The sequence below is a fragment of the Rheinheimera oceanensis genome, assembly GCF_018831085.1.
Classification (GTDB): Bacteria; Pseudomonadota; Gammaproteobacteria; order Enterobacterales; family Alteromonadaceae; genus Alishewanella; species Alishewanella oceanensis.
Genome location: NZ_JAGPNM010000002.1, coordinates 384,991 through 398,247, shown reverse-complemented (window position 1 = coordinate 398,247; position 13,257 = coordinate 384,991). Strand labels below are relative to the sequence as shown.

Annotated in this window: 15 protein-coding genes; 10 read left to right on the top strand and 5 right to left on the bottom strand. The window is 49.0% G+C overall.

All coding sequences use genetic code 11. From position 1 onward, the window contains the following. Together J3B89_RS06435 and J3B89_RS06430 are read left to right on the top strand one after the other, a co-directional pair. Positions 1–354, top strand: a complete 354-nt coding sequence (locus J3B89_RS06435; protein ID WP_215396689.1) for a putative signal transducing protein — start codon at positions 1–3, stop codon at positions 352–354. Then, positions 335–949: a YjaG family protein gene (locus tag J3B89_RS06430; RefSeq protein WP_215396688.1), complete on the top strand. Its 615-nt coding sequence runs from the start codon at positions 335–337 to the stop codon at positions 947–949. Before J3B89_RS06435 ends, J3B89_RS06430 begins: the two co-directional genes overlap by 20 nt. Before the next feature lie 15 nt (positions 950–964). Here the strand turns inward: J3B89_RS06430 and rsmD are convergent, their stop codons facing one another. Further along, positions 965–1,588 carry a 16S rRNA (guanine(966)-N(2))-methyltransferase RsmD gene (rsmD, locus tag J3B89_RS06425; RefSeq protein ID WP_215396687.1) on the bottom strand — a complete coding sequence of 208 codons (624 nt, stop codon included), beginning with the start codon at positions 1,586–1,588 and terminating at the stop codon, positions 965–967. Between the two features lie 82 nt (positions 1,589–1,670). Between rsmD and ftsY the strand changes: the two genes are divergently transcribed. The 4 genes from ftsY (at position 1,671) to rpoH (ending at position 5,425) form a co-directional block, all read left to right on the top strand. After that, a complete protein-coding gene (gene ftsY, locus J3B89_RS06420; protein WP_215396686.1) occupies positions 1,671–2,780 on the top strand; it encodes a signal recognition particle-docking protein FtsY in 1,110 nt (369 codons plus the stop codon). Between the two features lie 2 nt (positions 2,781–2,782). Further along, entirely contained in the window at positions 2,783–3,469 is a 687-nt protein-coding gene (ftsE, locus tag J3B89_RS06415; protein WP_092792377.1) for a cell division ATP-binding protein FtsE, read from the top strand. Next, the gene (gene ftsX, locus J3B89_RS06410; protein ID WP_215396685.1) at positions 3,466–4,449 is read left to right on the top strand and encodes a permease-like cell division protein FtsX; all 984 of its coding nucleotides are present in this window, start codon (positions 3,466–3,468) and stop codon (positions 4,447–4,449) included. Before ftsE ends, ftsX begins: the two co-directional genes overlap by 4 nt. A gap of 124 nt (positions 4,450–4,573) precedes the next feature. Continuing rightward, positions 4,574–5,425 (top strand): RNA polymerase sigma factor RpoH, encoded by an 852-nt coding sequence (gene rpoH / locus J3B89_RS06405; RefSeq protein WP_068233039.1) that lies wholly within the window; start codon positions 4,574–4,576, stop codon positions 5,423–5,425. Positions 5,426–5,476: 51 nt separating this feature from the next. Here the strand turns inward: rpoH and J3B89_RS06400 are convergent, their stop codons facing one another. The 3 genes from J3B89_RS06400 to gpmM all read right to left on the bottom strand — a co-directional run bounded on the left by J3B89_RS06400 (position 5,477) and on the right by gpmM (position 8,961). Next, positions 5,477–6,250, bottom strand: coding sequence for a divergent polysaccharide deacetylase family protein (locus tag J3B89_RS06400; RefSeq protein ID WP_349814194.1), 774 nt, complete (start codon positions 6,248–6,250; stop codon positions 5,477–5,479). 26 nt (positions 6,251–6,276) lie between these two features. Continuing rightward, the gene (locus tag J3B89_RS06395; RefSeq protein ID WP_251372267.1) at positions 6,277–7,317 is read right to left on the bottom strand and encodes a murein hydrolase activator EnvC family protein; all 1,041 of its coding nucleotides are present in this window, start codon (positions 7,315–7,317) and stop codon (positions 6,277–6,279) included. A 99-nt stretch (positions 7,318–7,416) separates the two neighbouring features. Further along, positions 7,417–8,961, bottom strand: coding sequence for a 2,3-bisphosphoglycerate-independent phosphoglycerate mutase (gene gpmM / locus J3B89_RS06390; RefSeq protein ID WP_215396682.1), 1,545 nt, complete (start codon positions 8,959–8,961; stop codon positions 7,417–7,419). A gap of 158 nt (positions 8,962–9,119) precedes the next feature. Here gpmM and J3B89_RS06385 point away from each other — a divergent pair, with 158 nt between their 5' ends. From J3B89_RS06385 to gpsA, 4 genes are read left to right on the top strand one after another with little or no spacing between them, the layout of a single operon-like run. Further along, positions 9,120–9,554 carry a rhodanese-like domain-containing protein gene (locus tag J3B89_RS06385; protein WP_215396681.1) on the top strand — a complete coding sequence of 145 codons (435 nt, stop codon included), beginning with the start codon at positions 9,120–9,122 and terminating at the stop codon, positions 9,552–9,554. A 3-nt stretch (positions 9,555–9,557) separates the two neighbouring features. Continuing rightward, positions 9,558–9,815, top strand: a complete 258-nt coding sequence (gene grxC / locus J3B89_RS06380; protein ID WP_215396680.1) for a glutaredoxin 3 — start codon at positions 9,558–9,560, stop codon at positions 9,813–9,815. A gap of 20 nt (positions 9,816–9,835) precedes the next feature. After that, on the top strand, positions 9,836–10,321 hold the full coding sequence (secB, locus tag J3B89_RS06375; RefSeq protein ID WP_215396679.1) for a protein-export chaperone SecB: 486 nt from the start codon (positions 9,836–9,838) through the stop codon (positions 10,319–10,321). Between the two features lie 3 nt (positions 10,322–10,324). After that, the gene (gene gpsA, locus J3B89_RS06370; RefSeq protein ID WP_215396678.1) at positions 10,325–11,332 is read left to right on the top strand and encodes an NAD(P)H-dependent glycerol-3-phosphate dehydrogenase; all 1,008 of its coding nucleotides are present in this window, start codon (positions 10,325–10,327) and stop codon (positions 11,330–11,332) included. A gap of 39 nt (positions 11,333–11,371) precedes the next feature. Here gpsA and J3B89_RS06365 read toward each other — a convergent pair whose 3' ends face one another. After that, positions 11,372–13,222 carry a putative bifunctional diguanylate cyclase/phosphodiesterase gene (locus J3B89_RS06365; protein WP_215396677.1) on the bottom strand — a complete coding sequence of 617 codons (1,851 nt, stop codon included), beginning with the start codon at positions 13,220–13,222 and terminating at the stop codon, positions 11,372–11,374. Positions 13,223–13,257: the final 35 nt, after the last annotated feature.

Here is a 13,257-nt window from a genome sequence, read left to right as displayed (position 1 = left end):
ATGGAACTGTTGCACCCCAATGATGTGCAGCAATGGCAGCGGTTATATCAGGCCGCTAACAGTTTTGAGGCGGGTCTGGTGCAGGGTTTATTGCAGCAGGCTGCAGTGTTGGTCAGGGTTAGCGGTGAATATCTTGCCGGAGCAGCGGGTGAGCTGCCATTAAATGACGTAGGTATTCAGCTTTGGGTGCCACAGCAGCAATTTCCCTCTGCACAGCGTATAATTAACCAGTATTTACAACAATTAAAGCATGAACCCGCACAGTGGCAATGTAGCTGTGGTGAACTTAACTACCAGAGTTTTGATATTTGCTGGTCATGTCTTCAGGACAAAGATGAAACAAAAAGCCAATAATTTTCAGGCGATGCGTGAGTTGGGTTTTTACCAGCAAGCTGCTATTGCTACGACCTTGCTTGAACGTATGTTACCCAATTACCAGCTGTTTGCTGAAGTAACCCAAACCGGTGATGCCGAACTGCCGCGTCATATACTTACGCTGGTATGGGAGTGGTTAACGGTAAAGAAAGCCAAAATTAATTTTGAAAAGTTATCTGAAGAACTGGATGCAATAACACCGGAATTAAGTGACTTTGATATTTTTGGTGTATATCCGGCGGTAGATTGTGCCACAGCCCTGGATATGATGCTAAGCGGTATTGCTCAGCAAGATGCCGGCGAATTTATCAATGTGGCTAAAATTTCGCAGGCTACCGTAGCACGCTTAATAGAACATGACAGTATTGACGATGACATTACTACCGAAGCTGAGCTGAAAAAAATTGTTCGTGAACATCCTTTGATGCAATACGAAATGGACTGTCTGGCGGAGTTAATTGAACTGGTGACGCCGGTTAAGCAATTTGGCCGCGAAGAGCGGCAAATGCTGCAAAACTGGGTAAAAGAGCAAGGGCTGACTAACCTGGGCATGGATTTGCATAATACAGATTAAACATCCGGCGCGGTATTAACCACGCTGATATAGCCGGTAAGCCAGCTGGCCGGCTATTTTCTCTTTTAGCAGGCGCCAGTTTGCCGGTATCTGTGCGGTTATCAGTTCTTTTTCAGTTTCCAGATATATCAGGGCGTTGTCGGTTAACCATTGCTGCTGTTCCAGCGCCTGACTGCAGGGCAGTGCCAGGCCTTTGCGAAAAGGCGGATCGATAAACACCACATCATATTGCTGTGTTGCCTTGGCCGACAACAGGCTTAAACAATCCTGATTTACCACCTGAGCGTTGTCGCAGCTTAGCTTTTGCAGGTTCTGTTTCAGATGCCTTGCCAGGCTGGCATCACGTTCTACTAAGGTGGCATGGGCGGCATAACGTGACAAGGCTTCTATCGCCAGGCTGCCGCTACCGGCAAAGCAATCCAGCACCGCCGCCCCGTTAATGTCGTGCATCAGCCAGTTAAACAGCGTTTCTTTTACTCTGTCTGTGGTGGGCCGCAGGCCTTCTGCATCCAGCACGGCCAGTTTGCGGCCGCGCCATTTACCACTGATTACCCGTACTTCTCCCGGTGCACCTGCTGTGGCGGCAACACGTTTTGTGCCGGTAGCCGGGCGTTTTATTGTGCTTTTTGCTTGTTTCATCTAATCCGTTTTGCCTTTAACACAAAGGTGTTAGTATAACGGCCAAGTTTACCTTAGTTTTTATCTGCATACACTTGGGCTTATGAGCAAAAAAAATAAACTGTTTTCCTGGCTTGGCTTTGGCAAAGACGATAGCCAGGCTGAAACTGCTGTGCCAGACACTATTGTATCTGATGTAGAACCAGCAGAAACTGCACCTGTTGAGGTTGCAGCTGAAACAGCAGCCGCACCGGTAGCCGCTGCTGAACCTGTTATTGAATCCACTAAAAAAACCGGCTTTTTCTCGCGTTTAAAGCAGGGCTTAGCTAAAACCAGCCTGAACTTAGGCTCTGGCCTGGCGGGTTTATTCAGCGGCCGGAAAATAGATGCCGAGCTGTATGAAGAGCTGGAAACCCAGTTGCTGTTAGCCGATGTGGGTGTTGATACCACGCAGAAACTGATCCGCCAGCTTGAGCAGCATGCTGATCGTAAATCTCTGAAAGACTCCGCACTGTTGTTTGAAAAGTTACAGCAGGATATGGCGGCGCTGCTAAAAGATGTTGAGCAACCTTTGCTACCGGTAAATGCAGGCGGGCCTTTTGTTATTTTGATGGTAGGTGTTAACGGTGTAGGTAAAACCACCACTATCGGTAAAATGGCACAACAATTTAAACAACAGGGTAAGTCGGTCATGCTGGCGGCAGGTGATACTTTCCGTGCGGCTGCGGTAGAACAACTGCAGGTATGGGGCGAGCGCAACCAGATCCCGGTTATTGCCCAGCACACCGGCGCCGACAGTGCTTCAGTTATTTTTGATGCGTATCAGGCGGCCAAAGCACGTAAGGTTGATGTGTTAATTGCTGATACGGCCGGTCGTTTGCAAAATAAAGCCCATCTGATGGAAGAGCTGAAAAAAATTGTTCGGGTACTGCAAAAAATTGATCCGACAGCACCGCATGAAGTGATGCTGACGCTGGATGCCGGCACGGGCCAGAATGCGCTCAGCCAGGCCAAAGTATTTAATGAAGCAGTGCAGCTAACCGGCATCAGCTTAACCAAGCTTGATGGCACCGCTAAGGGCGGCGTCATTTTTGCCATTGCTGATCAATTTAAAATGCCACTGCGTTACATTGGCGTTGGCGAAGGTATAGATGATTTACGCGTGTTTAACAGCCAGGATTTTATTCGCGCGCTATTTAACCGGGATACTTAACTATGCTGGAGTTTGATCAGGTCAGTAAAAGCTATCCGGGTGGTTTTGTTGCACTGGATCGTGTCAGTTTTAAACTGGAAAAAGGTGAGATGGCATTTCTTACCGGTCACTCTGGTGCCGGTAAAAGTACGCTGTTAAAGCTGATCAGCCTGATTGAGCGGCCCAGCGTTGGCCGGGTATTAATTAATGACGTTGATTTAAGCCGTATTCGCCGGCCGCACATTCCTTATGTGCGCCGCGATATCGGCATTATTTTTCAAAACCACCGCCTGCTGATGAATCACACCGTATTTGACAATGTTGCACTGCCATTGGTGATAGAAGGCTTTAGTGGCAAAGATATGGTAAAGCGTGTGCATGCCGCGTTGGATAAAGTGGGCTTGCTGGATAAAGTACGCTGCCTGCCGCAAACCTTGTCTGGTGGTGAGCAGCAGCGGGTGGGTATTGCCCGGGCTGTGGTCAATAAGCCGCCTTTGCTGCTGGCCGATGAGCCTACCGGTAACCTTGACCCTGATTTGTCCAAAGACATTATGCGGGTGTTTGAAGCTTTTAATCAGGTAGGGGTGTCGGTACTGGTTGCCACACACGACCTTGGCCTGGTGGCGCGGATGAAATACCGCACCCTGACATTAAAACAAGGCAAAATGATTAACGATGGCCTGCTGCAGTATCAGGAAGACCCACTATGAGTATTCTGTTTTCCGGCCGGGTCAGCAGCGGTGCTTCGGCGCATAAAATTAGTTTTGGCCGCCGCTTTATAATGTTTTGGGTTAACCATGTACGCCAGGCGCTGTTTAGCCTGGGCGAGTTATGGCGCACGCCTTCGGCTTCTATTCTGACTATCGGGGTGTTGGGCGTTAGCCTGACATTACCGGCTACATTGCATCTGCTGGTAAAAAATGTGCAGCAGGTGAGTGACAGCTTTACCCAGGCTGCTGAGATCAGCCTGTTTATTAAAGATGGCACTGACGACAGGCAAATTAACAGTTTGCTGAAAATTCTGCAGGCCGACAATGACATTGCCCGCGTCACCCATATCAGTAAGCAGCAGGCACTGGATGAATTTGCCGATGTTTCGGGTTTTGGTGCTGCACTAACTTACCTGACAGACAACCCCCTGCCGGATGTGTTGCTGGTATTGCCGAAGAACACCAGTGCCGGCAGTGCCCGACAGTTGCTGGAGCGCTTGTCAAAAGAGCGCATTGTCGAGTTTGGTAAGTTGGATATTGACTGGCTTACCCGGCTTGATGCGATTGTTGGCCTGCTACGCCAGGCTGTGCTGGTCATCGCAATTTTGTTGCTGGGGGCGGTATTGCTGATCATTGGTAATACCATCCGGTTATCTATTATGAGTAAAAAAGACGAGATTGAAGTCATGAAGCTGGTAGGGGCAACCGATGCGTTTATTCAGCGGCCGTTCTTATACAGTGGTGTATGGTTTGGTGTATTCGGTGGCTTGCTGGCATTTCTGATTGTAGAAGCCATGCTGTGGTGGCTACAGGGTGCTATTGGCAGCGTTACCTCTTTATACGACAGCGATTTTCGTCTGATGGCGTTTAGCGTAACAGAGTTTTTCAGCTTAATGTTACTGGCAGTACTATTGGGCCTTACCGGTTCTTATCTGTCCGTACGCCGCCATATCAGTGCTATTGAACCCACCGGCCCTTAATAACGTTTAATTATTACATTACAGTTTTTAGAATAAGCAGATCTAAAAACTGCAGCAACTAAAATTAGCACTCTCTGTCAAAGAGTGCTAATATCGGTTCACTTAGTTAGGACAGGACACACAAATGAGCGATACAGCAGAAATGATGTCACTACCGGTAGCAGCCAGCAGCAGCCTGGAAGCTTACACTCATGCTGTCAGTTCCATTGCCATGCTCAGCGCAGAAGAAGAGCGCAACCTGGCTGAACGTTTACACCAGAATGGTGATTTGGAAGCCGCACGCCAGTTAATTATGTCACACCTGCGTTTTGTGGTGCATATTGCGCGCAGCTACTCTGGTTATGGTTTACCGGTAAGCGATTTAATTCAGGAAGGCAATATCGGCCTGATGAAGGCGGTAAAACGTTTTGACCCGAATGTTGGTGTGCGTTTGGTTTCTTTTGCCGTGCACTGGATTAAAGCTGAAATTCATGAGTATGTGCTGAAAAACTGGCGCATAGTTAAAATTGCGACCACTAAAGCCCAGCGCAAGCTGTTCTTTAACCTGCGTAAAGCCAAGAAACACTTAGGCTGGTTTAATCAGGAAGAAGTGAAAAACGTAGCGGAGTCGCTGGGTGTGGCCGAGCATGAAGTGCGTGAGATGGAATCACGCATGAGCAACTACGATATGCCATTTGACGCACCGGATGATGACGACGAAGCCGCCTATACTGCACCGGCATACTATCTGCAGGATAAAGCCTCTGATTTAGCACTAAGGGTAGAAGAAGATCAGTGGGATAACGCAGCAGTAGACCGTTTGCAGGCTGCAATGCGTACCCTTGATGATCGTAGCCAGGATATTATCCGTGCCCGCTGGCTTGACCACAATAAGCTGACATTACAGGAACTGGCCGACAGATACAGTGTGTCTGCCGAGCGTGTACGTCAGCTTGAAAAGAATGCAATGAAAAAGCTACAGGCTGCCATGAGCTAAGCCTGAGCATAAAAAAAACCGCCGTCCGGCGGTTTTTTTATGCCTGTAACATTACTGCGCCGCTGAAATAGCCGGTGCAGTAAAACCGGCAGCAACTACATTGTGGCCTGTAGGCAACAACGCTGAAATGCTGACCAGTTCTATACCTTGCTGGCGCAATGCCGGCAGGTGTTTACGTAAAAAGCGGTATGTTTCCGGGTATGGATGGCCAATAGCAATGGCACTGTGGCGCTTGCGGGCAATGGCAAGTAATTGCTCAAACTGTATTGTGATAGCCGCTTCTGTCTGGATGTTATCAAGAAACACATGCCGGCTTAAATTTGTTACGCCGTAATGGCTGGCATATTTGGCAGCTGTGCTGTTTGGCGTGGTAAGGCTGTCGACAAAAAATAGCTGGCGGCGACTTAAATACTCCATCATCCAGGCCATTGGTTGTTCCTGCGCGGTGTAAAGGCTGCCCATATGATTATTAACGCCAATGGCGTAAGGAATATCAGCTAAAGCCAGCTCTAAGGTGTGTTGAACCTGCTGTTTTGACATGTCGCTGGTCAGGGCTCCCGGGCCAAGTGCTTTGCCGTTGCTGGCCTCCATTGGCATATGCAACATTACCTCTTTTTGTTGCGCAAAAGCCTGCCGTGCTGCCTGGGCACCGTACGGGGTGTGTGGCAACACGGCGTAAGTCAGCGGAAAAGGTAAATCAATAAGTTTTAAATCCGATTTTTGATAACCAATATCGTCAATGATAATAGCTATCCTGGCATTGGGCTCTACGGCATAGAGCTGTATGCTAAGCAGGCTAAGTAGCAGGTAAGTTAACAAACGCACGTTACGGTTATTCCTATGTTTAACTGCTAATTTCTGCTGAGCCATTGCAGCGGGTTAACCGCTTCACCTTTATTGCGGATCTCAAAATACAGCCCGGCAGCAGACTGGCCGCCGCTGGTGCCGGCCAGAGCAATGGTTTCACCGGCGCTGATACGGGTGCCCGGCTTTTTCAGCAGGTTCTGGTTATGGCCGTACAGGCTCATAAAACCGGCGCCGTGGTCCAGCACGATGACCCAGCCATAACCTTTGAGCCAGTCCGCATAGATGACCTGACCGTCAGCAACCGCTTTAACGGCCTGACCTTCAGTACTTTGGATCAGAATGCCACGGGATGATATACCGCCCTGACGGCTTTCGCCAAAGCGCTGTAGCAGGCTGCCTTGCAGTGGCCAGCTTAGCTTGCCTTTGTCTTTGGTCAATCCTGCCAGCTCCCGCGCTTGTTGTGCCAGCCGGCGCAGCTCTTCCAGTTTGCTTTGCAAGCTGGCTTCGTTCTGGCGCAGATAATCCAACTGCCGTCCCTGCTGTTTTAACATGGCCTGTAACCGGCCAACGGCTTGTTGTTGTTCTGTTTTGGCACCAAGCAATTGTTGTTGTTGCTGTTGCAGTATTGCCAGGGTTTGCGCCAGTTGCTGTTGTTTGTCACTTAGCTCAGACAGAACCTGCTGCAGTTGGCTAATGGTGTTGTTAAGTTCGGCCAGTTGTTGCATACGGGCACGGTTAAAGTATTGGTAGTAACTAAGTACCCGCTCCAGCTTGCCTGCATCCTGCTGGTTTAACAGCATACGGCTGTAGTCGTGTTGCCCCAGGCTGTAAGCGCTTTTTAACTGTGATGCCAACAACTTTTGCTGTTGCTGCAGGCTTTGCTCCAGCTCTGTTTTTTGCTTAAGTAACTGCTGTTCACGCGTAATAAGTTGCTGGCGTTGTTGCTCGGTTTCGCGCACGCTGGCAGAGGCTTCTGCCAGTGCTTTATCAGACTGTTGCAGCTTTTTTTCTGCTTGCTCCAGCTGTTTTTGTTGCTGTTTAACTTCTTTTTCTGTTTGCTGTATTTGCTGTTTAACTTCTGCCAACTCTTGCTCCTGCTGTTGGGCAACGCTGGTTACAGGCAGGCAAAAACACAGCAGCCAACAAGACTGCTGTAAGTAGCGTTTTATACAGTGTAGAGGCATCTATTTCAGCTGCATCAGTACTTTACCTGTCATCTCGGCAGGTACTGGCATCGACATTAAATGCAACATGGTAGGAGCAATATCACTCAGGATCCCGCCTTCAACCACGCTTGCCTGGCGGCCAACATAGATTAACGGCACCGGGCCGCTGGTGTGGGCGGTATGAGCCTGGCCAGACTCGGTGTCAAGCATTTGCTCGGCATTGCCGTGATCTGCAGTGATCAGGCATTCACCCCCCACCTCCTGCAGCGCGGCAACAACACGGCCAATACAGGAATCAACAGCTTCAACGGCTTTTATGGCTGCAGACATAATACCGGTGTGGCCAACCATATCTCCGTTCGGGTAGTTACAGATAATCACGTCAAATTCGCAGCTATGAATTGCGGCTACCAGCTTGTCGGTCAGCTCAGTTGAGCTCATTTCTGGTTGCAGGTCGTATGTCGCTACTTTGGGTGAGTCAACCAGAATACGTTGCTCGCCGCTAAACAGTTCTTCGCGGCCACCGCTGAAGAAAAAGGTCACATGGGCATATTTTTCAGTTTCTGAAATACGTAACTGGGTTTTGTGATGTTTGGCCAGCCATTCACCCAATACATTGTTCAGGCTTTCTGGCGGGTAGGCACAAGGAGCTTTTATATCAGCAGCATATTCTGTCAGCATAACAAAACTGCTCAGGGCCGGGCGGTATTCGCGCTTAAAGCCGTCAAAATCATCATTGATAAACGCGCGGCTGAACTGGCGTGCGCGATCAGCCCGGAAGTTCATAAAAATCAGCGCATCACCGTCCTGCATTTTTACCGCTGAGCCATCTTTAGTGAGTATTGCGGTAGCTTTGACAAATTCGTCATTTTCATCGCGTTGGTAAGCTTGTTGTAACGCAGTAACAGCATCTGCCGCCTGAAAATCTGCTTTGCCCTGAGTGATCAGATCATAAGCTTTTTGCACCCTGTCCCAGCGTTTGTCGCGGTCCATGGCAAAGTAACGGCCAATTATTGAGGCAATCTGGCCACTGCCACTGTCGGCAAAATGTGCCTGAATTTTTTCCAGCGAGGCCTGAGCGCTGCGTGGTGGGGTATCGCGGCCATCAAGAAAGGCGTGTAAATAAACCGGGCCGGCACCTTGTTGCTCTGCCAGTTTAATCATCGCCAGTATATGATCTTCATGGCTGTGTACGCCGCCAGGAGATAGCAACCCCATAATATGTACCGCTTTTTGCTGCTTGGCTGCAGCTTTTACTGCGGTTGTCAGTACCGGGTTGGTGAAGAAATCACCATCGCTGATGGCTTTGGTTATGCGGGTAAAATCCTGGTATACCACGCGGCCGGAGCCCAGATTAACATGGCCGACTTCTGAATTACCCATCTGGCCTTCGGGCAAGCCGACATCCAGCCCTGAACCTGAAATCAGAGTGTGTGGGTAATCACGCCATAACTGGTCCATTACCGGAGTGTTGGCCTGGGCAATCGCATTGTTGCTGGTCTCTTCCCGGTAGCCCCAGCCATCGAGAATTAATAATACCAAAGGTTTTTTGCGACTGGTCATGTGTGCTCCGTTGTTTAGCTAAGACATGCGGATAAAGTGAATGGCTATCTTACCGAATTTTGCGCAATTCTCCAGCCCTGTATCGGCAGTGTGCTGGCTCAGGGCGGGCAAACTGAGTATACTCTGCGCTGGTTTATTTTCCGATAAGCAGAATGAGTATGCAGCAGTATATAGAGTTTGTTACTAATCATCCGATCTTAAGTGCGGTTTGGGTGGTGTTATTTATTATGTTAATCAGCAGCCTGATTAAGTCGCGTTTTTCTGCCATAAAACAGATATCACCTACGGAGCTGACGTTGCAGGTAAACCGCAGCAATGCGGTGGTGCTGGATATCCGCACTGAAGCCGATTTTGCCAAAGGCCATATCACCGGCGCCAAACACTTACCACTGGCCGATATTGAAAAACAACAGCTGGCCGGGCTTGAAAAGCAAAAAGACGTGCCCATTATTGTGGTATGTCAGGCTGGAATGACGGCATCAAAAGCGGCGTCCAGTTTAGTTAAGCAAGGCTTCACTGCTGTATCTGTATTACAGGGCGGCATGGGAAGCTGGACAGGTGCCAGTTTGCCGGTCGTTAAATCGAAGAGGTAATTGATGTCGCAAGTGACTATTTACACTAAGGCCTATTGTCCTTATTGTGTTCGCGCAAAGTCAGTACTGGACAACAAAGGCGTGGCCTATGAGGAAATTCGTATTGACGAGCAACCTGAGCTGCGCCCACAAATGATCGAACGTGCTGCCGGGCGTACAACAGTGCCACAGATTTTTATCGGCGGGCAGCATATTGGTGGATGCGATGACATGCTGGCGCTTGATGCGGCAGGTAAGCTCGATCCTTTATTGCAATCATAAATACAACAACAGGAATTATCATGGCCGAACAACAAGTAAACGGTGTTGCCACTGAGCAGGGTTTACAATTTGCTATCCAGCGTATTTTCGTAAAAGACATTTCGTTTGAAGCACCTAACGCACCTGCTATTTTCCGTAAAGAATGGAAACCAGAAGTGCAGCTGGATTTAGATACCCGCAGCGAAAAACTGGAAGATAACGTGTATCAGGTTGTGCTGTCATTGACAGTAACCACTAAAGTAGAAGGCGAAGTTGCATTTTTATGTGAAGTTCAGCAAGCAGGTATTTTCTCTATCAGCCAGCTGGAAGACTCGCAAATGGCGCATATGTTAGCGTCGTTTTGCCCGAACACATTATTCCCTTATGCCCGTGAAGCCGTATCTAACCTGGTAAACCGTGGTACTTTCCCACAGCTGAACCTGGCTCCGGTGAATTTTGACGCGCTGTTTGCGCAATACCTGCAAAAACGTCAGGCAGAAATGCAGGGCGTGAAGGCAGACGCTTAAATAATGCAGCCTTCAGCAATTGCTGTGATCGGAGCAGGGTCTTATGGCACTGCTCTGGCTATTTGTCTGGCACGTAATGGCAATACCATCAGTTTGTGGGGCCGTAACGAGCAGGAAATGGCCCGGATGGCAGAGCACCGGGTTAACCAGAAATACCTGCCGGACGTCCGTTTGCCGGCAACCTTGCAGGTAAGCTCAAACTTAGCTGAAGTTGTTGCCAGCAGTCGCGATATTCTGCTTGTGGTACCAAGCCATGCCTTTGCTGACACACTGCGGCTGATTAAACCGCATTTGCAGGCTGAGGGCCGTGTTGCCTGGGCCACCAAAGGCCTGGAGCCGGATACCGGCAGATTACTGCAGGATGTGGCGCGTGATATTCTGGGCGAGCGGGTATCGCTGGCAGTGTTTTCCGGCCCTACTTTTGCTAAAGAAATGGCCATGGGCTTGCCTACAGCGATTTCATTGTCTTCTACCGACCCGGAGTTTATCCGCGAGTTATCAGATTTACTGCACTGTGCAAAAAGCTTCAGAGTTTACACCAACACCGATTTTATCGGTGTTCAGCTGGGTGGTGCAGTTAAGAATGTGATTGCCATTGGTGCCGGTATGGCCGATGGCATTGGTTTTGGTGCTAATGCCCGTACGGCATTAATTACCCGTGGCCTTACCGAGATGTGCCGCTTAGGCTGTGCGCTTGGCGCAAAAAAAGACACCTTTATGGGGATGGCAGGTTTGGGCGATTTAGTGCTTACCTGTACCGATAACCAGTCGCGCAACCGGCGTTTTGGTTTACTGCTGGGGCAGGGAAAGGGGGTTGAAGAGGCGATACAGACTATTGGTCAGGTAGTTGAAGGTTATCGCAACGCCAAAGAAGTGTTTAATCTGGCTCAGCGTGTTGGTGTAGAAATGCCGATTACCGAGCAGATCTATCAGGTATTGTATCAGGCTAAAGATGCAAAACTGGCGGCACTGGATCTACTGGGCCGGGAAAAGCGCGATGAAGTCACTTAGAGCGTTACGCAGTTAACTACTTTAGTTCACTGCGTTTTATTAGCCGACTTCTTTACGTAATAACCGGTTTTCCCTCGCCAGCAGAGCGGGTACTTCGCTTGCTGGCAGGGCTTTACTAAATAAATGGCCCTGTAAAATATCACACCCCATTACATGCAGTAGGTAAGCCTGCATTTCATTTTCAATACCTGTTGCTATCACATCTATTTGTAAATAAGACGCCAGCCGGATCAAGCTTGCGGTTATATTGCGCTGTTGTTCATTGTGTTCCATATCGCGGATAAAGCTCTGTGCTATTTTCAGGCTGTGCAGCGGGTATTCGCGCAGTACAGATAGTGACGATATACCCTGGCCAAAATTATCCAGTGTTAAATGAAAACCCAAGGTTATAAGTTGCTGTAATGTGGTGTTTATTGTGCTGTCAGGTTGCAGGAAAATATCTTCATGCAGTTCCAGCTCAAATAAGTCGGCTGATAACTGTGCATCGTCCAGCTGTTGCTGCAGCGCACTGACAAAATCTTGCTGGCGAAAGCTCAGTGTAGAAATATTTACCGAGATGCGGCCACGGCTGATGCCGGTTTGTTGCCAGTGATTCAGTTGCTGGCAGCATTTACGGAATACCAGTTTATCCAGGGCAACAATCTGGCCGGTGTCGTCCGCTATATTGATAAAATACTGTGGTGCCAGTATACCGCGTTTCGGATTGTGCCAGCGTAGCAAGGCTTCGTAACCGACAACACGGTTACTGCCAATACTGAGCCTGGGCTGATAGTAAACATCAAACTCGTTGTTATCCTGTGCTTTTAACAATTCGGCTTCCAGAGCGAGATATTCCGGCGCTTTGAGCTGATAGCGGCTGTTGGCAAATTGCATATTACTGCGGCCCAGTCTGGCTGCGTTACAGATTGCCGTTGAAGCACTGCTTAGCAGTACTGCCGGGCTGGTACCATCCAAAGGATAAATACTAATGCCGATATAGGTTTGCAGGGCTGATTGTTTAAATTCCTGCGCTGCCTGGTCGGCCAGTAGCAGTATTTTATGCGCCAGCCGGTTCAGGTTAACTTCAATTTGGGCCGAGCACAGATGCGTTGGGATCAGCATAGCCAGTGTATCTGTATTGTATCTGGCAATTATGGCGCCTTTGCTACTGTACTGTTTTAACTGTGCGCTGAGGCTGCGCAGCACATCCGGCACTTTGTCCTGGGGGGCTGTGGCCATATAACTTACGATCTGATTATACTTGATCAGACAAATAGCGAATTGTGACTGGCTGACGGTGGAGCTGTTTATCGCAGTCTGAATAAATTGGTTAAGCAGTAATGGGGTAAAAAGGCCGGTGTCGGCATCATAAATATAATCGGCATCCTGCTCTGTTTGCTTTCGCTTGCAGTGGCTGATATCACGCCCAATCAGCAGGTAGCTGCCACTATCCAGGTGGCGGGTCATGGTTAAAGCTACCGGCGTGCGCTTTTCATTATTTGCCAGTTGTAGCCAGGCTTCACCTTGCCAGTGTGGCTGTGAGGCAATTTCGGCAAGCAGCAACACATCACTTTCTTCGTCTTTAAAAACGGCCGGTGGAGCTGGCGTAGCTGATATAACTGATGAGCATGCCGGATTCAGATAAGTGGGCTGTAAATTACTGTCCAAAATAGCAATAAATTCAGCTGACTGATCAAGCAGGTTTTTCAGTGCCTGTTGTTCTGACCCGGCAGTTTTATTGCTATGTAGCAGCTTGCGGTTGTACAGGCTAAGTACAATAACCAACAGCAGTAATACGGCTAGTGCCAGTAGCATAATAGTGTGAGTATCTCCACTCAAAGCCGTTGCCGGCAGTTGTACCGCAGCAGACAACAGCAGCCAACCAGATAGCAGCCAACCAGACAGCAGCATAGTATCGACATCCTTGTTATCGATAAAAACAGCAT

Excerpts from the sequence above, each read along its gene's own strand:
- rpoH (WP_068233039.1), top strand. The coding sequence starts at position 4,574 with ATGAGCGATACAGCAGAAATGATGTCACTACCGGTAGCAGCCAGCAGC.
- J3B89_RS06385 (WP_215396681.1), top strand. The coding sequence starts at position 9,120 with ATGCAGCAGTATATAGAGTTTGTTACTAATCATCCGATCTTAAGTGCG.
- J3B89_RS06435 (WP_215396689.1), top strand. The coding sequence starts at position 1 with ATGGAACTGTTGCACCCCAATGATGTGCAGCAATGGCAGCGGTTATAT.
- grxC (WP_215396680.1), top strand. The coding sequence starts at position 9,558 with ATGTCGCAAGTGACTATTTACACTAAGGCCTATTGTCCTTATTGTGTT.
- J3B89_RS06430 (WP_215396688.1), top strand. The coding sequence starts at position 335 with ATGAAACAAAAAGCCAATAATTTTCAGGCGATGCGTGAGTTGGGTTTT.
- ftsY (WP_215396686.1), top strand. The coding sequence starts at position 1,671 with ATGAGCAAAAAAAATAAACTGTTTTCCTGGCTTGGCTTTGGCAAAGAC.
- rsmD (WP_215396687.1), bottom strand. The coding sequence starts at position 1,588 with ATGAAACAAGCAAAAAGCACAATAAAACGCCCGGCTACCGGCACAAAA.
- gpsA (WP_215396678.1), top strand. The coding sequence starts at position 10,325 with ATGCAGCCTTCAGCAATTGCTGTGATCGGAGCAGGGTCTTATGGCACT.
- ftsE (WP_092792377.1), top strand. The coding sequence starts at position 2,783 with ATGCTGGAGTTTGATCAGGTCAGTAAAAGCTATCCGGGTGGTTTTGTT.
- J3B89_RS06365 (WP_215396677.1), bottom strand. The coding sequence starts at position 13,222 with ATGCTGCTGTCTGGTTGGCTGCTATCTGGTTGGCTGCTGTTGTCTGCT.
- ftsX (WP_215396685.1), top strand. The coding sequence starts at position 3,466 with ATGAGTATTCTGTTTTCCGGCCGGGTCAGCAGCGGTGCTTCGGCGCAT.
- secB (WP_215396679.1), top strand. The coding sequence starts at position 9,836 with ATGGCCGAACAACAAGTAAACGGTGTTGCCACTGAGCAGGGTTTACAA.
- gpmM (WP_215396682.1), bottom strand. The coding sequence starts at position 8,961 with ATGACCAGTCGCAAAAAACCTTTGGTATTATTAATTCTCGATGGCTGG.